Annotated in this window: 19 protein-coding genes; 4 read left to right on the top strand and 15 right to left on the bottom strand. The window is 67.7% G+C overall.

The genetic code is table 11. The features are described from left to right. Nucleotide 1 precedes the first annotated feature (1 nt). The 8 genes from K254_RS0102545 to K254_RS0102510 all read right to left on the bottom strand — a co-directional run bounded on the left by K254_RS0102545 (nucleotide 2) and on the right by K254_RS0102510 (nucleotide 8,167). A complete protein-coding gene (locus K254_RS0102545) occupies nucleotides 2-2,242 on the bottom strand; it encodes a polyribonucleotide nucleotidyltransferase (protein WP_026554061.1) in 2,241 nt (746 codons plus the stop codon). 305 nt (nucleotides 2,243-2,547) lie between these two features. Continuing rightward, nucleotides 2,548-2,817, bottom strand: coding sequence for a 30S ribosomal protein S15 (rpsO, locus tag K254_RS0102540; protein WP_026554060.1), 270 nt, complete (start codon nucleotides 2,815-2,817; stop codon nucleotides 2,548-2,550). A gap of 212 nt (nucleotides 2,818-3,029) precedes the next feature. Beyond that, nucleotides 3,030-3,971 (bottom strand): bifunctional riboflavin kinase/FAD synthetase, encoded by a 942-nt coding sequence (locus K254_RS0102535; RefSeq protein WP_026554059.1) that lies wholly within the window; start codon nucleotides 3,969-3,971, stop codon nucleotides 3,030-3,032. 110 nt (nucleotides 3,972-4,081) lie between these two features. After that, nucleotides 4,082-4,723: a GNAT family N-acetyltransferase gene (locus K254_RS0102530; RefSeq protein ID WP_026554058.1), complete on the bottom strand. Its 642-nt coding sequence runs from the start codon at nucleotides 4,721-4,723 to the stop codon at nucleotides 4,082-4,084. 10 nt (nucleotides 4,724-4,733) lie between these two features. After that, a complete protein-coding gene (locus K254_RS21370; RefSeq protein ID WP_035748915.1) occupies nucleotides 4,734-5,189 on the bottom strand; it encodes a hypothetical protein in 456 nt (151 codons plus the stop codon). Beyond that, the gene (locus tag K254_RS21365) at nucleotides 5,186-5,587 is read right to left on the bottom strand and encodes a hypothetical protein (protein ID WP_035749445.1); all 402 of its coding nucleotides are present in this window, start codon (nucleotides 5,585-5,587) and stop codon (nucleotides 5,186-5,188) included. Before K254_RS21365 ends, K254_RS21370 begins: the two co-directional genes overlap by 4 nt. A 9-nt stretch (nucleotides 5,588-5,596) precedes the next feature. Beyond that, nucleotides 5,597-6,502, bottom strand: coding sequence for a tRNA pseudouridine(55) synthase TruB (gene truB / locus K254_RS0102515; RefSeq protein WP_026554057.1), 906 nt, complete (start codon nucleotides 6,500-6,502; stop codon nucleotides 5,597-5,599). Nucleotides 6,503-6,565: 63 nt separating this feature from the next. Next, nucleotides 6,566-8,167: an arylsulfotransferase family protein gene (locus tag K254_RS0102510; protein WP_051388708.1), complete on the bottom strand. Its 1,602-nt coding sequence runs from the start codon at nucleotides 8,165-8,167 to the stop codon at nucleotides 6,566-6,568. A gap of 197 nt (nucleotides 8,168-8,364) precedes the next feature. Between K254_RS0102510 and K254_RS0102505 the strand changes: the two genes are divergently transcribed. Next, on the top strand, nucleotides 8,365-9,489 hold the full coding sequence (locus K254_RS0102505; RefSeq protein ID WP_026554055.1) for a ScyD/ScyE family protein: 1,125 nt from the start codon (nucleotides 8,365-8,367) through the stop codon (nucleotides 9,487-9,489). 147 nt (nucleotides 9,490-9,636) lie between these two features. On the opposite strand, the gene rbfA is transcribed toward K254_RS0102505, so the two are convergent. From rbfA to rimP, 5 genes are all read right to left on the bottom strand, one after another. Next, a complete protein-coding gene (rbfA, locus tag K254_RS21360) occupies nucleotides 9,637-10,077 on the bottom strand; it encodes a 30S ribosome-binding factor RbfA (RefSeq protein ID WP_035748911.1) in 441 nt (146 codons plus the stop codon). A 239-nt stretch (nucleotides 10,078-10,316) separates the two neighbouring features. Beyond that, nucleotides 10,317-13,196 carry a translation initiation factor IF-2 gene (infB, locus tag K254_RS0102495; protein ID WP_026554054.1) on the bottom strand — a complete coding sequence of 960 codons (2,880 nt, stop codon included), beginning with the start codon at nucleotides 13,194-13,196 and terminating at the stop codon, nucleotides 10,317-10,319. A gap of 176 nt (nucleotides 13,197-13,372) precedes the next feature. Continuing rightward, entirely contained in the window at nucleotides 13,373-13,702 is a 330-nt protein-coding gene (locus tag K254_RS25155) for a YlxR family protein (protein ID WP_155848431.1), read from the bottom strand. Nucleotides 13,703-13,765: 63 nt separating this feature from the next. Then, nucleotides 13,766-14,758, bottom strand: a complete 993-nt coding sequence (gene nusA, locus K254_RS0102490) for a transcription termination factor NusA (RefSeq protein WP_026554053.1) — start codon at nucleotides 14,756-14,758, stop codon at nucleotides 13,766-13,768. Nucleotide 14,759: 1 nt separating this feature from the next. Then, a complete protein-coding gene (gene rimP, locus K254_RS0102485; RefSeq protein WP_026554052.1) occupies nucleotides 14,760-15,377 on the bottom strand; it encodes a ribosome maturation factor RimP in 618 nt (205 codons plus the stop codon). A 167-nt stretch (nucleotides 15,378-15,544) separates the two neighbouring features. Here rimP and K254_RS0102480 point away from each other — a divergent pair, with 167 nt between their 5' ends. The 3 genes from K254_RS0102480 (at nucleotide 15,545) to K254_RS0102470 (ending at nucleotide 19,614) form a co-directional block, all read left to right on the top strand. After that, nucleotides 15,545-17,689, top strand: a complete 2,145-nt coding sequence (locus K254_RS0102480) for a DUF4439 domain-containing protein (RefSeq protein ID WP_026554051.1) — start codon at nucleotides 15,545-15,547, stop codon at nucleotides 17,687-17,689. 106 nt (nucleotides 17,690-17,795) lie between these two features. Then, nucleotides 17,796-18,527 carry a VIT1/CCC1 transporter family protein gene (locus tag K254_RS0102475; protein WP_026554050.1) on the top strand — a complete coding sequence of 244 codons (732 nt, stop codon included), beginning with the start codon at nucleotides 17,796-17,798 and terminating at the stop codon, nucleotides 18,525-18,527. 94 nt (nucleotides 18,528-18,621) lie between these two features. Next, on the top strand, nucleotides 18,622-19,614 hold the full coding sequence (locus K254_RS0102470) for an aminoglycoside phosphotransferase family protein (RefSeq protein ID WP_026554049.1): 993 nt from the start codon (nucleotides 18,622-18,624) through the stop codon (nucleotides 19,612-19,614). Between the two features lie 24 nt (nucleotides 19,615-19,638). Here the strand turns inward: K254_RS0102470 and K254_RS0102465 are convergent, their stop codons facing one another. After that, nucleotides 19,639-20,436, bottom strand: coding sequence for a sulfite exporter TauE/SafE family protein (locus tag K254_RS0102465; RefSeq protein WP_026554048.1), 798 nt, complete (start codon nucleotides 20,434-20,436; stop codon nucleotides 19,639-19,641). A gap of 157 nt (nucleotides 20,437-20,593) precedes the next feature. Continuing rightward, nucleotides 20,594-22,387 carry a proline--tRNA ligase gene (locus K254_RS0102460; protein WP_026554047.1) on the bottom strand — a complete coding sequence of 598 codons (1,794 nt, stop codon included), beginning with the start codon at nucleotides 22,385-22,387 and terminating at the stop codon, nucleotides 20,594-20,596. Nucleotides 22,388-22,442 lie beyond the last annotated feature (55 nt).

The raw sequence follows: 22,442 nt of genomic DNA, 5'->3' as shown, positions 1-22,442 counted from the left end.
ATTACTCGGCAGCGCTTTCAGCAGCTTCTTCTTCACCTGCGGTGGCGTCTTCGGCCACAACCGGGGAGAGGGACAGCTTTCCGCGGTCGTCGATCTTGGTGATTTCCACCTGGATCTTCTGGCCGACGGAGACGATGTCATCGACATTGTCCACGCGCTTGCCGTTGGCCAGCTTGCGCAGCTCGGAGATGTGCAGCAGGCCGTCCTTGCCCGGGGTCAGCGAGATGAAGGCGCCGAAGGTGGTGGTCTTGACGACCGTACCCAGGTAGCGCTCACCGATCTCGGGGACCTGCGGGTTGGCGATGGCGTTGATCGCTGCACGGGCGGCGTCCGCGGACGGGCCGTTCGTGGCACCGATGTACACGGTTCCGTCATCCTCGATCGAGATGTCGGCTCCGGTGTCATCCTGGATCTGGTTGATCATCTTGCCCTTCGGGCCGATGACCTCGCCGATCTTGTCTACGGGGATCTTGACGGCGATGACGCGCGGGGCGAACTCGGAGAGCTCGTCGGGTACGTCGATCGCGGCGTTCAGAACACCGAGGATGTGCAGGCGGGCTTCGCGGGCCTGCTTCAGGGCGGCGGCCAGAACCGAGGCCGGGATGCCGTCGAGCTTCGTGTCCAGCTGGATGGCCGTAACGAACTCGGAGGTACCTGCAACCTTGAAGTCCATGTCACCGAAGGCATCTTCGGCGCCGAGGATGTCGGTCAGGGCCGCGTAGCGGGTCTGGCCGTCAACCTGGTCGGAAACCAGGCCCATGGCGATGCCGGCAACCGGTGCCTTCAGCGGCACACCGGCGTTGAGCAGCGACAGCGTCGAGGCGCAGACGGAACCCATCGAGGTGGAGCCGTTGGAGCTCAGAGCCTCGGACACCTGGCGGATGGCGTAGGGGAATTCCTCACGCGTCGGCAGAACCGGAACCAGGGCGCGCTCAGCGAGTGCACCGTGGCCGATTTCGCGGCGCTTGGGGGAACCCACGCGGCCGGTCTCACCGGTGGAGTACGGCGGGAAGTTGTAGTTGTGCATGTAGCGCTTGTGCGTCACGGGAGACAGCGAGTCGATCTGCTGCTCCATCTTGAGCATGTTCAGCGTGGTGACACCCATGATCTGGGTCTCGCCGCGCTCGAAGATGGCCGAGCCGTGGACGCGGGGCAGAACCTCAACCTCGGCGGTGAGCTGGCGGATGTCCGTCAGGCCACGGCCGTCGATGCGGATCTGGTCCTTGAGGATGCGCTGGCGCACAACGTGCTTGGTGACGGAGCGGAAGGCTGCGGACAGCTCCTTCTCGCGGCCCTCGAAGGAAGCGGCCAGCGCGGAGATGGTCTCGTCCTTCAGAGCGTCCGAAGCGTTGTCGCGCTCCTGCTTGTCGGCGATCGCGAAGACCTCGGCCAGCTTGGCGGCGGCAGCGTTGCTGACGGCCTCGTAGGCATCGTCCTGGTAGTCCAGGAAGATCGGGAACTCGACGGTCGGCTTGGCGGCGCGTGCAGCCAGGTCGGCCTGGGCCTCGCACAGAGCCTTGATGAACGGCTTTGCAGCCTCCAGGCCCTCGGCAACGATCTCTTCGGTCGGGGCAGCGTGGCCCTCTTCCTTGATCAGCTTCCAGGAGTTGTCGGTGGCCTCGGCCTCGACCATCATGATGGCGACGTCGTCGCCGGCGATGCGGCCGGCAACAACCATGTTGAAGACAGCGTTCTCGAGCTCGGAGTGCTTCGGGAAGGCAACCCACTGGGCGCCATTTCCGTCGTTCACCAGGGCCACGCGCACGCCACCGATCGGGCCGGAGAACGGCAGACCGGAGAGCTGGGTGGACATGGAGGAAGCGTTGATGGCCACCACGTCGTAGAGGACATCGGGGTTGATCGCCAGTACGGTGACGACGATCTGGACCTCGTTGCGCAGGCCCTTGACGAATGCCGGGCGCAGCGGGCGGTCCATCAGGCGGCAGGCCAGGATGGCCTCCGTGGACGGGCGGCCTTCGCGGCGGAAGAAGCTGCCCGGGATGCGGCCGGCGGCGTACATGCGCTCTTCAACGTCAACCGTCAGCGGGAAGAAGTCGAAGCCCTCGCGCGGCTGCTTGCCGGCGGTGGTGGCGGAAAGCAGTGCAGTGTCCTCGTCGATGTAAACCATCGCGGCACCGGCGGCCTGCTGGGCCAGGCGGCCCGTCTCGAAGCGGATAACGCGCTTGCCAAAACGGCCGTTGTCAATAACGGCCTCTGCGAACTGAATCTCGGGACCCTCCATAGAGAGTCACCTCCATTTCTGTGAGTAAGTGTCAAAAACTGGTGGGAATCGGAACGCATCAACCCAGGTAATCCACCGAATACTGCCGTGGAGCCTGTACAACACCCGGTCTTCGATCGAGACCCACGGGCCTGGCTCGGGGCCAGTCCCGGAAGTCACTACCGAGGACCGCGAATGCGCGCTGCGGGCACGATTCCGCTGTTCAATTGTCGTGCGGTTTCCCGCACTTGGTGCATTTCGCCACAGGGGGCGCAGCACCGCGAAAGGCGGCCCCTCCACAAGGGAGGGACCGCCCTACGGACGTACTAGCGGCGCAGGCCGAGGCGCTCGATGAGCGTACGGTAGCGCGTGATGTCGGTCTTCTTCAGGTAGTCCAGCAGGCGACGACGACGGCCAACCAGCAGCAGCAGGCCGCGGCGGGTGTGGTGGTCGTGCTTGTGGGCCTTCAGGTGCTCCGTCAGATCCAGGATGCGGCGGGACAGCATCGCGATCTGAACCTCGGGCGAACCGGTGTCGCCCTCAACGGTTGCGTAGGCCTTCATGATTTCTTGCTTTACAGCGGCGTCCAATGCCACAGGTAACTCCTTGAGTTGTGCCGCGTTCATAAAAAGCTGTGTGCCGATGCGGCGAACCACATTTGTACACAGTTAGATCCAGCCACCACGGACTGCAGCCGGATCCTCATGCCTAGTTTACTCTGCGTGTCGTGCCCCTGTCGAAGCGGGCCCCTCCAGCGCGGCGCCGGCGGCACCTGCAGCGGCCCCGTCGTCGACCTCGCGGCAGCGCCTCAGGCCAGGATGCGCCGGCTCTGCTCGACGTCCAGGCACATCTGTTCCACCAGGGCCTCGGGCCCGGTGTAGGCCACCATGCCGCGCAGCCGGCGGACGAATTCGACCACCACCTGCTGGCCATAGAGGTTGAAGGCCTCCACCGGCTCCTGCGGGCGGTCGATGACAAACGCCTCCACCTGGCGGCTGACGCCGTCGAACGTGGGGTTGGAGCCCACGGAGATGGCGGCGGGCCACCGGGTTCCGGCGGCGTCGGTCAGCCAGCCGGCGTAGATGCCGTCTTCGGGGATGATGCCCGTGGCGTCTCCGGAGAGATTGGCCGTGGGGAATCCCAGGTCGCGGCCGCGGGCGGCGCCGTGCACCACCTCGCCGCGCATGTGGTGGGGGCGGCCCAGCACCTCGGCGGCCGTTTCGACGTCGCCGCGCATCAAGGCCTCGCGCACCCAGGTGGAGGACCAGCGGCGGTCCAGCCCCACCTCGTCGATGACGACGACGTCGAAGCCCAGCTGGGTGCCCAGCTCCACCATCGTGGACAGATCGCCTGAGTTGTTCAGGCCGAAGCGGACGTCGTGGCCGATCACCACGGCGCAGGCGCGCAGCGGGTCGACAAAGGCGGAGCGGATGAACTTCTCCGGCGTCTGCGAGGCCAGCTCCAAGGTGTACTCCATGACGAGCACGCCGTCGAGGCCCGTGGCGGCCATGGTCTCCAGCTTGTCCGCAAGGGACATGATCTGGGGCGGCGCCGCCTCCGGGCGGTGGACCTGTGCCGGGTGCGGGTCAAAGGTGATGGCCACGGACTTGGCACCGCGGGCCTGCGCCGCCTCGACCACCTGGCGCAGCACCGCCTGGTGCCCCTTGTGGACGCCGTCGAAGTTGCCCAGCGTCACCACGGAGGGCCCGTAGTTTGCCGGCACCTCGGCCAATGAGTTCCAGATCTGCAACCGTCAACCTCGCCCTAGTGGCGGATGCCGGGCATCCGCCTGTCCTCTGTCCATCCCCGTGCGGGGAAAATGCTGCCAGGCCCCGCGAGGGGCTCTGGCCACCTCCAAGGTTACCCGCTGGCCGGCGTCGGCCCCTGCCACGGTTCCTGGGGGCCACGGGGATCCTGCGCCGAAAGCGTGAACATCCAGGCATCGGTGGGGGTGCCGCGATCGTCCGCATAGCCGCGCAGCGTTCCCTCCAGGCGGAAGCCAATCTTCCAGGCCAGTTTGCGGCTGCCCCAATTGGGGACGAGCGCCAGCCAATGCAGGTACGCCAGGTTCTGCTGGTTGAAGGCGTAGTCCACCAGCAGATCCACCGCGCGGGCACCAACCCCGCTCCCCCGGTGCGGGTGGCCGACGTTGATACCGACCTCCGCCGATCCCGGCTTGCTGCACTGCAGATCGATGGTGCCCAGCAGCTCGTCGGTCGACGCCGAGGCGACGGCGAACGCCAGGACCTTTCCGCTGGCCCACCCGGTGGGGACCATGTCCGAGATGAACGCCTCGGCGTCGGCCGCCGTGTAATCCCGCGGAATGGTGGTCCAGCGGACCGATTCCGGGTCCCGGCAGTAGAACACCAGTGTGGGTCCATCCTCCGGGCGCAGGGCACGCAGGCTCACGACGCCGTCGGTGAGCACTGGCACCACCACCTCGGTGGCGAGGATGTCCCCCGAGAGCCCGGCCTCAGCGGCGGAAACGCGCTCGCTGCCCATGGACGAGGCCCTAGGCGCTCTTGGCCGCGTCCGCAGCGGCCCGTCCGGCGGCAGCCGCGGTGCGGTGGCGGTACAGCCACCACAGGCCCAGGATGGGCAGCAGCAGCGGCACAAAGCCGTAGCCGCGGCCGTACAGGCTCCACACGGTGGCGTGCGGGAAGGCGGCGGCATCAAACAGGCTCAGGCTGCCGACCACCAGCACACCCACCAGTTCCACGCAGATCGCGGCGATGGCGACCTTGAACCAGAAGGCACCCTTGCGGGCCAGTGCCACGGTGGCCACGATGTAGACCACTGCGGCAAAGGCGGAGAGTGAATACGCCAGCGGCGCTTCGTTGAAATTGGTCGCGATCTGGAAGCCGGCCCGTGCGGAGGCGGCCAGCGCAAACACCGCGTACACGGCAATGAGGAGGCGGCCCGGCCCCGAGGAGCGTCCGTCGGTGGAAGTGTGTGCTGTGTTCATCATGACGCCCCTAATGCTGCGCTTGCCGTGCCGTGCAAAGTTGCCGTTCCGTACCAGATTTGTGCCATCCGGGCCATCATCACCAAAACGGTGGCGCCGACGGCGGCCAGCACGTAATTGCTCCAAAACGTCCGTTCCAGGATGGCCCAGTAGAAGCCTGCGATCGGAATCGCCATGGCCGTGGCCAGATAGCCCCAGAACTCCCACGGCTCCCCCGCGATCGGCTCGCCGCCGGCGGAGCGCACGATGGAGGCCACCAGAAAGACCAGCAGGAACAGCTCGATTGCCGCCATGGACAGCAGGGTGATGTCGTTGGGCTTCTTCTTCAGCACCGCCGCGACGACGCAGGCTCCGGTGGAGAGCAGACAGACGATGAGCGCGGTGATGAACCAGCCGTCGATGACCACGCGCTAGTCCTGTGCGTCCGGCGGGAACACGAGCACGGGCTTGGCGTGCTTGCCGGCGTCGGCCAGCAGCGCCACCAGGGTGCCGTCCGGCGCGAAGGCCGCGGCCGGGTTATCCGGCGTGTGCTCGCGCGCCTCGCTGCTGGGGATGCGGCGGCCAAAGGAGATCTCCACGGCTTCCTCGGCGGAGAGCTCGCGCACGGGCATCAGGGCCCGGGCCGCGTCGGCGATGTCCAGCATGGAGAATTCCTCGGCCAGCTGCTCCAGAGTCTTCGCCTGGTCCAGCGTGTAGGGCCCGACGGCGGTGCGGCGCAGGGCCGTCAGGTGGCCGCCCACGCCCAGGCCGGCGCCGAGGTCGCGGGCCAGCGCACGGATGTAGGTGCCGGAGGAGCAGTCCACGGTGACGCGCAGATCGACAAACTCGCCGCCGTCGTACGCAACGTGGTCCAGAGCGTGCAGCTCAAAACGGTGGATGGTGACGGGCCGGGCGGCCAGCTTCACTTCCTCGCCGGAACGGACGCGGGCATAGGCCCGCTCGCCGTTGACCTTGATGGCGCTGACGCTGCTGGGAACCTGGGAAATGGGGCCTGTCAGTGCGGCGATGCCGGCACGGACGGCGTCCTCTGTCACGGCGGCGGCGGCGGTAGTGGCCGTGGCCTCGCCCTCGGCGTCGTCGGTGATGGTGCTCTGGCCCAGGCGGATGGTGGCCTCGTAGGTCTTCGAGGTGCCCACAATGAAGGTCAACAGGCGGGTGGCCTTGTTGATCCCGACCACCAGCACGCCGGTGGCCATCGGGTCCAAGGTCCCGGCATGGCCCACTTTCCGGGTGCCCGCAAGCCTCCGCATTCGGCCCACCACATCGTGGCTGGTCCATCCCTGCGGTTTATCCACTACTACCAGTCCAGAAAGCACGCTTTCCAGTATATGGGTGGCGCGGGGCCCCGCGTTCCATGGACAGCCACCCGCGGCGCGTGCTCAGACGGCGATGACGGCGGACGTGGCCAGGACGGTTCCGCCGGCGCCCAGGGCCTCCACCGCCACATGGCTGGCGTTGGCCACGGCAAACTGGGTTTCGAAGCCGCGCCGGGGCACCGTGGCCCGGGCCGCCAGGGTGGAGGGGCTGTCGCCGGTGGAGATCCGCCACGAGGCAACGTCCGTGGCCCCGTTCCAGCTGACGAACACGGCCATCGAGGAGCCATTGCCGGGCAGGACCCCGACGTCGGGAACGGTGGTTGGCGCCGCCTGCCAGGGGAAGCGGTAGACCCGGTAGGAGGCGTTGCCCAGGCCCACCGTTTCGAAGATTGCCGTTCCATCGGGGGTGAATTCGGTGGCGGCCGGATCCGCACCCCAGCCCACCAGGATGTTCCCGTTGGGCAGCACCTGGACGTTTCCCTCGGCATTGCCGCGGTGCCCGGCATTGGCGTACTCGGCCTTGAGCGTTGCCGTCCGCGCGGCCTCGTCGATGGTGAGGAACAGCCCGCGCGAGGTGCCGGTGGTGCCATCGGAGTAGTGGTTGTCAAAGACGCTGACCTCGGTGTCCGAGCGCCGGCGGGCATCGTGCTGCCAGGCAAATGCGGCGCGGTCCTCCACGGTAAAGTCGCTGCGCTTGCCGCCCAGCCGCCACTGGAGCGCCCCGGTGGCCCTATCCAGCTGGTAGAGGGTGTGCGTGTGCCGGGCCGAGACCAGCAGCGTCCCGCCGGTCTCGTCCACGGAGTTCACGTGGTACGGGTCGAACGCTTTGGCAGCGCTGGATCCGTCAGCCGCAGCACTGTCGCCGGGCGCCATGTACGACTCCTCCAGACCGATGTCCTCCACCGCACTCCAGTCCACCAGCACCTCCCCGGTGTCCACCCGGACCTCCTGGACGTGGCAGTTGAACATGAAGCCGTCCACCGGGCCGCCCACGTGGCTCAGGTCCCTCTGGATGGTTGGGTAGGAAATGAGCAAGGCCGTGCCGGCATCCGTCAGGCGGAACTCATGGAGATCGGCCTTGAGTCCGTTGCCCGCGTTGACCTCGGCCACCGTGCGGTAGGAGGTGTCCAGGATCCTCCCCAGGCCCTCGCCGTGGCCGCCGATGCCCGTGCCGGTCCAGTACGTGAGCACCTGCCTGTCTTGGTAGGTCTGCACGCGCAGGTCCGTCACGCCCGCTCCGGTGGGCTCGATCCACACCGGCCGTCCGTCGTTGTCCATGATCAGCCCACTGGAACCATGCCCCTGCGGTCCCACAAAGAGCAGCCCTGCTGCGGTGGCCGACGCCGTCCAGCTGGTGGTGTGCGGGGTGGTCAGCTTGGTGCTGAGGAAGGTCCTGTCCGGAATGGCGGTGGTGGCCGTCGGCGACGCCGTGGCGGTGGGCGCTGCTGTGGCCGGCGCCGGCGTCGAGGCCGGTGCCGTCTTTCCCGCCTGCGCTTGGGCCGCCGGGACCATCCACCGGCCAGCCGCCGTTCCCAGCGCCATCGCGCCCGCACCCACCATGCCCGCGCCCAGCAGGAACCCCCGCCTGCTGACGGATCCCTTGATCCAGGGTTGTTTTGCCGTCTCTGCGGCCGGATCCCGAGGGCCGTCGACCGCGTTCTCCATAGTTTCCATGGTCCATGGTAGGAACCGGCGGCTCGGCAGCAACCCGGAGCCGGCAGTGCATTGGCTGTGCATCCTCTGGACGGGTGGCGCCGGCGGGAATAATGTGGAAAGACACCCTGACATCACTCGTCAGCCGCGCTCCGGGGGACGCAATCCACACTGGTCTCAAAGTTTTCCACCCGCACTCGGAGAAGAAAATGCGTAGACCACTCCAAGGCGCCATCACAGCCTTGGCGCTCGTGGCGGCCCTCTGTCTTGGTGCCGCCCCCTCGACTGCCACGGACCGGCAAGGGCCGGATCCACAGCCAACCACCCTCGCCTCGGGCCTGCTGACACCGCTGTCGCTGGCCGCCGGAAATGGTGGGTCCCTCTATGTTTCGCAGAACTTTGGCGGCTCGCTGCTGAAGGTCGACCGCCACGGTGGCACCAGCACCGTCTTCCAAAGCAAGATTCCCGGCGCCGAAGTGGGAGCCGTTTCCTTCGACGACGGGACGGTGTACTTCTCGGAGAACGCCGGGGTCAGCCCCACATCCGGGGCCAGCACCGCCAAGCTGATGGCGCTGTCCGAGAATGGCCGGCTGCGGACCATTACGGATCTGGCGCGCTGGGAATCCGATGAGAACCCCGACGGCGACGTCTGGTACGGCTTCCGCGGGCTCGACGACGCCTGCCTGGCCCAGGTGCCGCCGGAAATCCCCGGACTGTACAAGGGCACCGTTGACTCCCATGTGTATGCCACCCTCCCGGGGCGCGGTGAGATCTTCGTGGCTGATGCCGGAGGCAACTCCATCCTGGCCGTAAACCCGCGCAGCGGGGACGTACGCACCGTAGCTGTGCTGCCGCCGCAGCGCTACCAGGTCACGGCGGAGGCCGCCACAATGATGGGCCTGCCGGACTGCGTGGTGGGACGCTGGTACTACTTTGAACCGGTGCCCACCGATGTTGCCTTTGGCCCCGACGGCCTGCTCTATGTAAGCTCACTGCCGGGCGGACCGGAGGGACCACAGCTGGGTGCCCGCGGCCGGGTCTTCACCGTCGACCCCTGGTCTGGTGAGGTGAACCGGGTCGTTGCCGATCTGCTGGGTCCGACGTCGATAGCGTTCAGTTCCAGCGGCGACCTCTACATCGCAGAGCTCTTCGCCGACCGGATCTCGGTTGTTTCGTGGGGCGGCCACGAGGCTGAGGAGTTCCTCTCCGTTCCGCTGCCGGCCGCACTGGCCATCAGGGACGGCACCCTGTACGCGACCACCAATGTGCTCCCGGCCGCCGATGCTCCGCCGGCCGGAAATGTGGTGTCGGTGGAGCTGCCGAAGAGCCGCTGACACGCAGCCCCGGCCTATGGGGCAGTGCCCACGCCAGGCCCGCTGGCATGCAAAAGGGCGGAGTGCCGATCCACTGGATCGGCACTCCGCCCTTGCGGCCTACGCGTCGTGCGGCCTACGCGTCGTGAGGCCAACGAATCGTGAGGCTTACGCCTCGTCGTCGCCCTCGGCGTCGTCCTTCTTGTACGGGTCCGCGTCGCCGGCAAACTCGGCGCCTTCGCGGATGGCCGCAACCTTGGCATCCTTGGCCTTGGCCGCCTTCAGCAGCTTCTCCAGGTGGCTGGCGTTGACGGGGATCTCATCCGCCACAAACTCCAGGGTCGGAGTCAGGCGGACGGTGATGTTCTTGCCGACCTCCTGGCGCAGCACGCCGCGGGCCTTCTCCAGCGCCACCTTGGCATCCGACTGGGCCGTCTCGTCGCCGAACACGGTGTAGTAGACAGTGGCGTGCTGCAGATCGTTCGTCACGCGCGCATCTGTCACCGTAACGCCCTCAACACGCGGATCCTTGACCCGCTTGCGCAGCCCCTCGGCCACAACCACCTTGATACGCTGCGCCAATTTCGCAGCCCGGGCTGAATCAGCCATGAATAACTCCTAAAGAATAAAAGGGATCCTTGACGCCGGCCGCAGCCAAAGCGGTCGAGAATCCGTTGTCGTGCCACGCGCTCAAGGCGAGTCTACGTCGCCACCGGCTGCGAAGCCGATGGGGGCCCGGGAGTGGCATCGGGCGTCTGCAGCGACACACCGACGAAGTCGTGTGTGGCGCAAAGCGGGCGGGGCCCCCATCGGCGTAGCAGACGGGGGCCCCACTCGGTTGAGCTTGGTTAGACGCGCGGCTTCTCGCGCATCTCCCACGTCTCGATGATGTCTTCTGCCTGCAGGTCGTTGAACGAACCCAGACCGATACCACACTCGAAGTCCGTGCGGACTTCAGTGGCGTCATCCTTGAAGCGCTTCAGCGAGTCAACCGTCAGGTTGTCGCCGATGACCTTGCCGGCACGCAGGACGCGTGCCTTGGTGTTGCGGCGGATGATGCCCGAGCGGACGATCGAGCCGGCGATGTTGCCGAACTTGGAAGAACGGAAGACCTCGCGGATTTCCGCGGTGCCCAGCTGGACTTCCTCGTACTCCGGCTTGAGCATGCCCTTCAGAGCCAGCTCAATGTCATCGATCGCGCCGTAGATGACCGAGTAGAAGCGCATGTCGACGCCCTCGCGGTCGGCCAGTTCAGCAACGCGCTCCGCCGGCTTGACGTTGAAGCCGATGATGATGGCGTTGTCGACCGTGGCCAGGTTGACGTCGTTCTGCGTGATGGCACCCACACCGCGGTGGATGACGCGCAGCTGCACGCCTTCGCCAACATCGATCTTGAGCAACGAGTCTTCCAGCGCTTCAACAGCACCGGACACGTCACCCTTGAGGATGAGGTTGAGGGTGTCAACCTTGCCCGCGGCAACTGCCTGGTCGAAGTCTTCCAGGGAGATGCGCTTGCGGCGCTTGGCCAGGGCGGCGTTGCGGTCGGCAGCCTCACGCTTTTCAGCGATCTGGCGGGCCGTACGCTCGTCGCCGGTGACGAAGAACGTGTCACCTGCACGGGGAACGTTGGACAGACCCAGTACCTGCACCGGACGGGAAGGTCCGGCCTCGGTGATGACGCTGCCGTCTTCGTCGAACATGGCACGAACGCGGCCGTGGGCGGTGCCCGCAACGATCGTGTCACCGACGTGCAAGGTACCGGACTGCACGAGAACGGTGGCCACGGAACCGCGGCCCTTGTCCAGGTTGGCTTCGATCGCGATGCCTCGGGCGTCCTTGTTCGGGTTGGCGCGCATGTCCAGGGCGGCGTCTGCGGTCAGCAGCACTGCCTCGAGCAGCTCGTCAATGTTCAGCTTCTGGCGGGCGGAAACGTCAACGAACATGGTGTCGCCACCATACTCTTCCGGAACCAGTCCGTACTCGGTCAGCTGGCCGCGGATCTTGTCCGGGTTGGCGCCTTCCTTGTCGATCTTGTTCACGGCGACCACAATCGGCACACCGGCAGCCTGTGCGTGGTTGAGCGCCTCAACGGTCTGCGGCATAACGCCGTCGTCCGCTGCGACAACCAGCACGGCAATGTCGGTGACCTTGGCACCACGTGCACGCATGGCGGTGAACGCCTCGTGGCCCGGGGTGTCAATGAAGGTGATGCGGCGGTCGATGCCCTCGTGCTCGTGGCTGATCTGGTAGGCACCGATGTGCTGGGTGATGCCACCGTGCTCGCCAGCGACAACATCCGAGTTGCGGATGGCATCGAGCAGGCGGGTCTTACCGTGGTCCACGTGGCCCATGACTGTGACAACCGGCGGGCGGACCTCGAGGTCCTCGTCGCCTTCGGCCTCAAGCTCGGCGTCGAAGTCGATGTCGAAGGCGCTCAGGAGCTCGCGCTCCTCGTCCTCCGGCGAGACGACCAGGACCTTGTAGCCAAGCTCGGTGCCCAGCAGCGCAAACGTGTCTTCGTCCAGGGACTGCGTGGCCGTAGCCATTTCGCCCAGGTGGAAGAGCACGGTCACCAGTGCTGCGGGGTTTGCCTCGATCTTGTCGGCGAAGTCCGTGATGGAAGATCCACGGCGCAGGCGGACGACAGTATCGCCGTTGCCGCGGGGTACGCTCACGCCACCCAGCGACGGAGCACTCATCTGCTCCAGTTCCTGCCGCTTCGCCCGCTTGGACTTGCGCTGCTTGCCACGGCCTGCGCCGCCCTTGCCGAAGGCGCCCTGGGTGCCACCGCGGCCGCGGCCGCCCTTGCCAAAGCCACCACCGGCGGGTGCGCCGGTGCCGCCACCGGCGCCGGGTGCTCCACCGGGCGCGCCACCGGGTGCACCGGGACGGCCGCGGCCCGGACCGCCGGGGCGGTCGTTCCCGCGGCCCGGCGCTGCCGGACGCTCGGTGCGGTTGGGCATCATGCCCGGAGTGGGACGGGGCCCACCCGGACGCGGAGCGGCGGGACGGGGTCCACCAGCACCGGCTGCCGGACGAGGTCCGCCAGCGCCCGCTGCGGGACGGGGTCCACCGGCACCAGCGTCACCGGTGCGCGGAGCGCCCGGACGCGGCATGCCCTGGGAGGTTGCAAACGGGTTGTTGCCCGGACGCGGGCCGGCTGCGCCGCCACGTCCCTGGCGATCGCCTTCGCCGCGCTCGGGACGTCCGCCGGAGCGGGGCATTCCCTGGGAGGTGGCGAAGGGGTTGTTGCCCGGACGCGGACCACCCGGACGGGCGGACGTGGCCGGCTTGGCCGGGGCCGGAGCTGCCGGGGCCGGACGTGCGCCCGGCTTGGCTGCGGAGGATGCTGCCGGAGCAGGGGCGGCGGGGGCCGGAGCCGCTGCTGCCGGTGCCGGAGCTGCCGGTGCCGCGGGGGCGGCCGGCTTGAATTCTGCGGCGGGTGCCGGTGCTGCCGGGGCAGCGGGGGCGGGTGCAGCCGGAGCGGCCGGAGCCGGTGCTGCGGGTGCCGGTGCTGCCGGGGCGGGGGCTGCCGGAACGGCTGCCTTGGGTGCCGGTGCCGCATTGGCGGCAGCCGGGAACGCGTCGCGAAGCTTCTTCACGACGGGGGCCTCAATGGTGGAAGATGCGGAGCGAACGAATTCGCCCAGTTCCTGCAGCTTGGTGACTGCTTCTTTTGAGGTGATGCCGAGCTCTTTAGCGAGCTCGTGTACGCGGGCCTTGGCCACATTTCTCCTGTCTCGGCCCGCACCGGACAGGTACGAACCGTTTAATTCCTACGGCAACGTTCCACGTCGGAACGCGCTGCGTCAGAGCACATGAAAATGCTCATCGTTGGGCACTCATCGCTGGGTACTCATCGGGTTTCCATCAGATTTCAGACCCGCTTTCAGGTTGGACATTTCTACGGTTCGTTCGCTGCGGCCTGGGCCAGCTTTGCGATGTGCTCTTGAACATTTGTGCTCTCCACCGCACCCGGAAGGGCTCGGCCGATGGCACGCTTTTTCAACGCCAACGCAAGGCAGGCAATGGTCGGGTGCAGCCACGCACCCCGTCCTGGAAGGCGGCGCTTGGGGTCTGCCACCGCGGATGTTGCACCCGCAGCGGTTGTTTCCTTCGCAATCCGCAGCAACGATGGCTGGGAGTCGCTGCGCCGGCAGCCAATGCAGGTGCGCACCGGTGCCGTGGAAGCGGTGCTGCGTGTTTGTGCTTCCACTGGTGGTGTTTGCCTCATTGGGGAGTCGACGGTCGCAAGACCCGGCCGTCTCCTATTCTAGCGCCACCGGCGCCCGGCAACCTAAACTGCTGCTGCCGGTGCGGCTGCAGCCGCGGCGTCGGAGATGATGTCGATGCGCCAGCCGGTCAGTTTTGCTGCCAGACGGGCGTTCTGCCCCTCCTTGCCGATGGCCAGGGAGAGCTGGTAGTCCGGAACCACCACGCGGGCGGAACGGGCGTCGGCGTCGACCACCGTGACGGAGATGACCTTCGACGGCGAGAGCGAGTTGGCAATGAACGTTGCCGGGTCCTCGCTGAAGTCGACAATGTCGATCTTCTCGTCGTTGAGCTCGGTCATGACGGCACGCACACGTGAACCCATTTCACCGATGCACGCGCCCTTGGCGTTGATGCCGGGGGTGTGGGCGATGACGGCGATCTTGGTGCGGTGTCCGGCTTCGCGGGCCAGTGCCACGATTTCCACGGAACGGTCGGCGATCTCCGGAACTTCCAGTTCGAAGAGCTTCCGGACGAGGCCCGGGTGCGAACGCGACAGCGTGATGGACGGGCCCTTCATGCCGCGGTGGACATCCACGACGAATGCGCGGACGCGTGTGCCGTGGCGGTAGTCCTCGCCGGGAACCTGCTCGGTGGGAGGCAGCAGCGCCTCAACCGTGCCCAGGTTCACCTGGACCATGTGCGGGTTGTGCCCCTGCTGGATCTGGCCGGAAACCAGCTCGCCTTCCTTGCCCTTGAACTCGCCCAGGACATTGTCATCCTCAACGTCGCGCAGACGCTGCAGGATGATCTGGCGGGCGGTGCTCGCGGCGATGCGGCCAAAGCCGGCCGGGGTGTCGTCAAACTCTCCAATGGCCGTGCCGTCTTCATCAAGCTCGGCGGCCCAGATGGTGACGTGGCCGCTCTTGCGGTCCAGCTCGGCACGCGCGGAGCTGATGGCTCCGGGCGACTTGTGGTAGGCCACCAGCAGGGCCTGTTCGATGGTGGGGATCAGCAGATCCAAGGGGATCTCACGCTCACGCTCCAACAGTCGCAGCGCGCTCATATCGATATCCATGTCAGCTTTCCTCTCCCTCGGCCCCGGCTCCAGCCGGACCAAATTCCAAATCCAATTCGACGTCGTCCAGATGGCTGAATTCAACCTCTACGACGCCACGGCGGATGGTCTCGAAACCAATCCGCACGGGCTCACCCTGCTTGGGCTTCATGCCCTTCTTTACTTCCAGCTCCGGGCGCAGCAGTACGCCGTCGTCGCCAACTTCCAAGACACGCCCAGTGAGGTTCTCCCCCGCCATGACGTTGACCTTCACCATGCGGCCCAGCGAACGGCGCCAATGCCGCGGCTCGGTCAGCGGGCGCGAAATGCCAGGCGAGGAGACTTCCAGATCATAGGGGCGGCCGTCGTCGCGGGGATCGTTGTCCAGCACGTCCGAGAGCTCGCGGGAAATGGAGCCGATGACGTCGAGGCCGACGCCGCCGGTCTCCGTGTCGGGCAGGTCAATGACCACTGCCACGGTCCGGTGTGATCCGGCCACAGTGACGCTCACATCTTCTAGGAACAGCCGGTTGGCTTCCACCGTGGGATTGATGAGTTCAAAAAGCCTCTGGGCTTCGGCTGAATGCGCGGTCTTCGCTGCGTGCTCCGCTGACCCGTTGGGCCGCTCCGGCTTGTTCATTCCGCGCCCGCCTCCCACTTAGATGATGTTGTAGGTAATAGCGTACCGAGTTTCTGCCACCTGCGGTGAACCAGCTTTGGGGCCGGCGGCCGCTTGTGCGCGGGTGGCGCAGGACTCCCCGATGCCGGTGTGCGCGGTGCAAGCCGCTCATGACATGATCGACTGTTGTGACTAAATCCTCCACCCCCGCGGACCGCAATCCTGGCCCTTCCGGCACGAACGGCCGCGGAAAACCGCGCACGGGCCGCAAGGGTGGTCCCCGCCGCGCCACGGCTCCGGCCGGTCCGCCCAGGGACGGCAACACCCCCGCACAGTCACCCGCCGGCACCGCCGCGGTGCCCGCGGCGGCCCCGGAGGCCACTGCCACGGCGGCGGCGGCGGCCGTGGAGCCGACGGAAATGGAGATGAATGTCACCGCTGCTGCCGCAAAACCCGGCATCAGCGAGGCTGGAACGTCCATCTCGACCCCCGCCGCAGGGTCTGTTGAAGGCAACGCCGACGACGGCGCCGGGGCCGACGACGGGTCCCTCGTAGTGGAAGCCGAGGAAGAAAAGGACGCGGCGGCGGAACCGGCCGGGGCACCGGCGCCGGACACGCCGTCCACCGAGTCCACCGAGTCCACTGCCTCCACCGCAGCATCCACGGATGCGGACACCGCCGGCGAGGCTGGACAAGAACCGCCCGCCCCCGGGTCCACCGAGGCTGATGAAGAACCGCCCGCCGCCGGGTCTTCAGAAGAGGATGCACCGGCACCGGAGAACGCCGAGCACGGCGGCGGCGTGGCAGAGCCCGAGGACGGCGCCGCAGATCCTGAGGATGCTGTTCACAGCGTGGTCACGGAGGCATCACCGGCCGAGGACACCGAACCCCCGGAACCAGCCACGCCAGCCGAGGCGCCCAGCACGCCCGAGCCGCTGGAGACACTCGACGCTGCAGAGCCGACAGAGCCAGCCGGCACGTCGGACGCTCCTGCCCTGGAGGTTTCTGAGGCATCGGCAGCCCCCGAGGCGCCGGAGTCCGCGGATGCCCCCGCACCGCAGTCGCGCCGCGCTCTGCGCGCCGCCGAACAATCGCAGCAGGGCGGATCCACCGGCCAGACGCGGGCAGTTGCCGCGGCCCCCGCCAAGCGCGCGGCCAAAGACACAGCCGCCGCATCGCCCGCCGCCACAGACGTCAAGTCCGAGCCCGCGGCCACCGCGCCGACGGCTGTGCAGACGCCACCGGCCAAGGGCAAGGCCTGGCGGATGACCTGGCATGCGCTGCTCCTGGTGGTGGTTGCCGTTCTGGTGCTGGCCCTTGGCACAGTGGTTGCCAAGTCCCCCACGACACCCGCGGAGCCCTCCGCCACGGAGCTGGCACGTCTCGCGTCCCTGGATTCTGCGCGGGTCCTTGCAGCCCAGGTTGACGCCGTCTCCTCCACGGCGGCACCAGAATTGGCCCAGCCCCTTTCCACGACGGCGGCGATTCTGGCCACAGAAATCGCCGCCCTCACCATCACCACCACCCCCGCCTCTCCCGCAGCCACCGGCACTGCGGCACCGCCCGCAATTGCCGACGTTCCCACCCTGGTGGCATCGCTTGCGGCCAGCGCCAACACGGCTCTGGATGCCGCCGGAACGGCCGACGGCGCCATGGGCCGCCTGCTGGCGTCGGTGGGCACCGGGCAGCTCCTGCAGGCGAGGTCCCTCGCCTCGGCGGCCGGGCTGCCGCTGCCCGCATCCAGCCACCTGGTTCCGGCCAACACGGCACCGTCCACGTCGACGGCGGCCTCAACGCCGTCGCCGCCTGCCTCGGCACCCGCCTCCGGTTCCGCCCAGCCGCCGGCCTGCACCGCCCGCACCGCCGCTCCCGGCACCAATGACGGCCAGTCGCTGGTGGCCGCTGCCGCTGCGGAACAGCGGGCCGTCTACGCCTACCAGGTTTCTGCGACGCGCTTCCCCGAGCCCGCCTTCACCCAGGCCGTGGCCATGCTCGACAGCCACCAGCGGGCCTTGTCCGCGTTGTCGGCGCAGCTGCGCAAGGCCTGCCTGCCGGTTCCCGCCGGCGCACCCGGCTATGCCCTGGATCCGGCATTCACAGCCTCCCCGGCCACTGCCTTGGCGGGCCTCGAGGCCCAGCTCAGCGTGGTCTACGGCGATCTGGCAGCCCTCAGCCTGCCCTCGGCAACTGCGGGCAGTGTCCGCAGCACCGCTGTCGACTCGTTGCTGCGCACGGCCCACGGCGCCGTCCTGTGGGGCGGGCCGGTGTCTCCACTGCCGGGATTCCCGGGTGCCATGTCCGAAGGCACCGCGACGGCCACCGCGGGCCCATAGCCGGGACCGGGCGGTTGTCCGCGGCCGCAGCCAACCTGGGCAGCGTCCGGCAGAGAACCGGCCGTCCGCACTGGCCTCCGGCACCCTCCCGTGGTTGGCTGGGGAAATGACCAATGCTGCACAGGTCTCGCACCACCGGGACGAACCGCATGCCCCCGACATCGCCGCGCGGCTGAACTGGCTCCGCGCCGGCGTGATGGGCGCCAACGACGGCATTGTGTCCGTTGCCGCCGTCGTTGTTGGTGTCGCAGGTGCCACCACCAGCACCGGCCCCATCCTCACAGCAGGCATGGCGGCCCTGGTGGGCGGCGCCATTTCCATGGCCCTGGGCGAGTACGTCTCGGTCAGCAGCCAGACCGACAGCCAGCGCGCCCTGATCGAGAAGGAACGCCGGGAGCTTGCCGAGGAGCCCGAGGAGGAACTCACCGAGCTCACGGCCATGTATGAGGCCAAGGGGCTCGCGCCGCAGACCGCCCGGCAGGTGGCGTTGGAGCTGACCGAACACGATGCCCTGGCCGCCCATCTGGAGGTTGAGCTGCACATCGACCAGGACGACGTCGCCAGCCCGTGGCATGCCGCCCTCGCCTCGGCCATTGCCTTTACGCTGGGCGCCATCCTGCCCATGCTGGCGATCCTGCTGCCGCCCGAATCCATCCGTGTCCAGGTGGCCTTTGCCGCGGTGCTGGTGGCGCTGGCCGCCACCGGCTGGCTTGCCGCCCGGATCGGCGGCGGATCACGGCTCAGGGCGGCCACGCGCGTGGTGGTCGGCGGCGCGCTCGCACTGGCTGCAACCTTTGCCATCGGCTCTTTGCTGGGCAACAGCGGTCTGGTCGGGTAATCCCCCCTTGCCGGCCCGGACAATCGCTGGCGCGATTTTCCGGGAACCTGGCAAGCGTGGGCCCACCCACTTGCCGGCCCGGTACCCTTGTGGTGTGAGCGCCGTCGTCCCCATCCCCGCAGACCTAACCAAGCGCTACAGCAATTCCACCGAACGGCGCGCCTGGCTTCAGTCGCTGCCCTCCCTGCTGGAGGCCAGCCTGCAGCGTTGGGAGCTGGCGGTGGACCTGCCGCTGGGCACCGAGCCGTGGAACGGCTATTCCGGCATCGTGGTCCCGGTATGGACCGCAACGGGTGCCAAAGCGGTGTTGAAGGTGGCCTTCCCCTATGACGAATCGCTGCTCGAACCCACGGCCCTCCAGCTCTGGAATGGACGCGGGGCCGTGCGCCTGCTGGCCCACGATGAGGCCAGCTGCTCAACGCTGCTGGACAGGTTGGACGACGGCAGGTCGCTGATTTCCGTCCCCATGGACGACGCCGTCGATGTCTGGGGCACGCTGCTGCGCCGGCTGTCCATCAGCCCCGATGACCGTCCGGGCTGGGAGCGCCTGCCGCGGATCGCCGACACGGCCGAAATCTGGAGCGATGATCTGCCGATGCGCTGGGAGGAGCTGGGCCGGCCCTTCAGCCGGTGGATGCTTGAGGCCGCACTGGAGGTCTGCCAGACCCGCGGAGCGGTGTCCCGGCGCAGCCAGCATGACGTGCTGGTCCACACGGACCTTCACTACCTGAACATCCTGGGCCGCCCGGGGCGCACGGACTACGCGGCCATCGATCCGCAGCCCAGCATTGGCGAGGCGGAATTCGCTGTGGCGCCATGCCTGTGGAACCGGATCGGGGACCTCTCGCACGCAGATCCGGCGGCGGCCCTGCGGGACCGTTGCGCGCAATTGTGCGAGGCAGCCGGTCTGGACGTGGACGTCGCCGTGCAGTGGAGCATCGCCCGCGAAGTGGAGAATGCCCTGTGGTACGTCGCCAAGGGGGACCACGAGGGTGACGCCCAGCGCTCGCTCTGGGTGGCGAGCACCCTGGCCGGCAAGACGCTGGCCGAGCTGCCGGCCGCCCACGATTTGAAGGTCCTGACGTAGTCCACGGGGCGCCGGAGCATTCTGTCAGTGGGCGAAGTTCTCGTTCCAAACATCGGCGCCCAATTTGATGATGAGCGCGGCCACCACCACCAGGAACACCACCCGGATGAACGTGCTGCCCTTTTCCACCGCGGTTCGAGCGCCCAGGTAGCCGCCGGCCATGTTGGCCAGGCCCAGCACCAGGCCCACGCCCCACAGCAGCGAGCCGTGCGGCAGGAAGAATACCAGGGCGCCGGCGTTGGTGGCCATGTTGACGATCTTGGCCTTGGCACTGGCCTCCAGAAACGCGTAGCCCATCAGGGTGACCAGGGCGATGACCAGGAACGACCCGGTGCCCGGACCGATCAGACCGTCGTAGAAACCGATGACGCCGCCGATGAGCGCGGCCAGCACATAGTGGCGGTGCCCGCTGTGCTTGAGTTCTGTCAGCTCCCCCACATTGGACTTGAAGGCGGTGAAAAGTGCGACGGCGATGAGCGCCGCGACGATGATCGGCTTGAAGACCGATTGCGGCAGGTTCGCGGCCAGGAACGCCCCGCCCAGACTGCCGCCGAAGGCGACGGCGGCCATGGGCAGGGCCGTTCGGAGGTCTGGCCGCACCCTGCGGTAGTACGTGACGGCGCTGGTGGTGGTGCCGAAGATGGAGCCCATCTTGTTGGTCGCCAGCGCCTGGACGGGGGTGATGCCAGGGATCATGAGCATCACGGGCAGCTGGATCAACCCGCCGCCGCCCACCACGGCGTCGATCCACCCCGCGGCAAAGCCGGCCACGATGATCAACACCATCGTGGCCAGCTGGATGTCCTCAAACCCGCTGACCATGGTCTTCCCCCCGTTCAGATCGAAAGCCCGGCCGGAGTCCGCGTTTTGCGTAGGCACGCATCGCCGACCAGAGCCCACGAAGGTCGCCAGCGACCGACGTGGGCGCCGGGAGGTGTCTAAGTGCCGGCAAAACGCCGCCTCCGGCCGCTTGTGGCTGCTAGACGCGGTCGAGGATGTACTTGACGGCGTCGGCCACCGGCACGTTCTCGGCGTCGCCCGTCTTGCGGTTCTTGATCTCCACGACGCCGTCGGCCAGGCCGCGGCCCACGGCCAGGATGGTGGGCACACCGAGCAGCTCGGCGTCGCCGAACTTCACGCCCGGGGAGACCTTGGGACGGTCGTCGTAGATGACCTCCAGGCCTGCAGCCTCCAGCTCGGCGGTCAGGGATGCAGCCGTGTCGAAGATTTCCTCGCCGCGGCCCACGGCCACCACGTGGACATCGGCGGGCGCCACGGCGGCGGGCCAGGTGAGGCCCTTCTCATCGTGGTTGGACTCGGCCAGGGCGGCCACGGCACGGGTCACGCCGACGCCGTAGGAACCCATGGTGACCACGGCAAGCTTGCCGTTGGAGTCCAGAACCTTTAGGTCCAGGGCTTCGGCGTACTTGCGGCCCAGGGCGAAGATGTGGCCCATTTCGATGCCGCGGGCGGCTTCCAGCGGACCGGATCCGTCCGGCGCCAGATCGCCTGCGCGCACCTCAACGGCCTCGATGGTGCCGTCCCAGGCGAAGTCGCGGCCTGCCACGAGATCGAAGACATGCTTGCCTGCCTCGTTGGCGCCGGTGGCCCAGCTGGTGCCGGAGACCACGCGCGGGTCGACCAGGTAGAGCAGGCCGGTGGTGCCCTCGGTGCCCAGCACCGCGGCATCAAGGGTCTGTCCCGGGCCGATGTAGCCCTTGATGAGGCCGGGGTGCTTCTTCAGATCGTCTTCGCCGGCGGCCTCGACGCCGATTTCGCCGCCGATCTCCAGGTGGGCACCGATGTTGGCTTCGATGCGCTTCAGGTCCACGGCACGGTCGCCGGGCACGCCGATGACCACAATCCGGCGCTCGCCCGTCGGCAGGTCCAGGGCCAGCACCACGTTCTTCAGCGTGTCCGCTGCAGTCCACTCGCCGCCGTCGCGCGGGGCGACGGCGTTGGCCACGGCCACCAGCGTCTCGATGGTGGGGGTGTCCGGGGTGTCCAGCACGCGTGCTGCGGGGGCATTGGTGAAGTCGATGTCCGCGGGGACAACCGTGGTGACTGCCTCAACGTTGGCAGCGTAGCCGCCGGCGGAGCGGACAAAGGTGTCCTCACCGATCGGCGTCGGGTGCAGGAATTCCTCGCTCTTGGAGCCGCCCATGGCGCCCGCTGTGGCGGCCACCGGGACGATTTCCAGGCCCAGACGCTCAAAGATGCGCAGGTAGGCGCCGCGGTGGGCGGCGTAGCTGGCGTCAAGGCCGGCGTCGTCGATGTCGAAGGAGTAGGAATCCTTCATGATGAACTCGCGGCCGCGGAGCAGGCCGGCCCGGGGGCGTGCCTCGTCGCGGTACTTGTTCTGGATCTGGTAGATGCTCAGGGGCAGGTCCTTGTAGGAGCTGTAGAGATCCTTGACCAGCAGCGTGAACATTTCCTCATGCGTGGGGGCCAGCAGGTAGTCGCCACCCTTGCGGTCCTTGAGGCGGAAGATGCCCTCGCCGTACTCGGTCCAGCGGTTGGTGGCCTCGTAGGGCTCCTTGGGCAGCAGAGCCGGGAAGTGGACTTCCTGGGCGCCGATGGCATCCATTTCTTCGCGGATGATGGCCTCGACCTTGCGCAAAACCCGCAGGCCCAGCGGCAGCCAGGTGTAGATTCCGGGCGCGGCGCGGCGGATGTAGCCGGCACGCAGGAGCAGCCGGTGGCTGGCCACCTCCGCCTCGGCAGGGTCCTCACGCAGGGTACGAAGGAACAGGGTGGAAAGGCGAAGAGCCACGCGTATTTTCCCTTTTCTTGAGCAGTTGGGGGCCGGCAGAGAAGCAAAGGCCTTT

Origin of the sequence: Arthrobacter sp. 35W, from assembly GCF_000482545.1 — a bacterium.
GTDB lineage: Bacteria > Actinomycetota > Actinomycetes > Actinomycetales > Micrococcaceae > Specibacter.
Note: the sequence above shows the minus strand (reverse complement) of the source record. Positions and strands in the feature narration are given on the sequence as shown.

What these genes read in the sequence shown, in the direction of transcription:
- K254_RS0102545 (WP_026554061.1), bottom strand. Translation starts at nt 2,242, where the DNA reads ATGGAGGGTCCCGAGATTCAGTTCGCAGAGGCCGTTATTGACAACGGC.
- K254_RS0102530 (WP_026554058.1), bottom strand. Translation starts at nt 4,723, where the DNA reads ATGGGCAGCGAGCGCGTTTCCGCCGCTGAGGCCGGGCTCTCGGGGGAC.
- K254_RS21370 (WP_035748915.1), bottom strand. Translation starts at nt 5,189, where the DNA reads ATGATGAACACAGCACACACTTCCACCGACGGACGCTCCTCGGGGCCG.
- K254_RS0102510 (WP_051388708.1), bottom strand. Translation starts at nt 8,167, where the DNA reads ATGGAGAACGCGGTCGACGGCCCTCGGGATCCGGCCGCAGAGACGGCA.
- K254_RS0102505 (WP_026554055.1), top strand. Translation starts at nt 8,365, where the DNA reads ATGCGTAGACCACTCCAAGGCGCCATCACAGCCTTGGCGCTCGTGGCG.
- rbfA (WP_035748911.1), bottom strand. Translation starts at nt 10,077, where the DNA reads ATGGCTGATTCAGCCCGGGCTGCGAAATTGGCGCAGCGTATCAAGGTG.
- K254_RS25155 (WP_155848431.1), bottom strand. Translation starts at nt 13,702, where the DNA reads ATGAGGCAAACACCACCAGTGGAAGCACAAACACGCAGCACCGCTTCC.
- nusA (WP_026554053.1), bottom strand. Translation starts at nt 14,758, where the DNA reads ATGGATATCGATATGAGCGCGCTGCGACTGTTGGAGCGTGAGCGTGAG.
- rimP (WP_026554052.1), bottom strand. Translation starts at nt 15,377, where the DNA reads ATGAACAAGCCGGAGCGGCCCAACGGGTCAGCGGAGCACGCAGCGAAG.
- K254_RS0102475 (WP_026554050.1), top strand. Translation starts at nt 17,796, where the DNA reads ATGACCAATGCTGCACAGGTCTCGCACCACCGGGACGAACCGCATGCC.
- K254_RS0102465 (WP_026554048.1), bottom strand. Translation starts at nt 20,436, where the DNA reads ATGGTCAGCGGGTTTGAGGACATCCAGCTGGCCACGATGGTGTTGATC.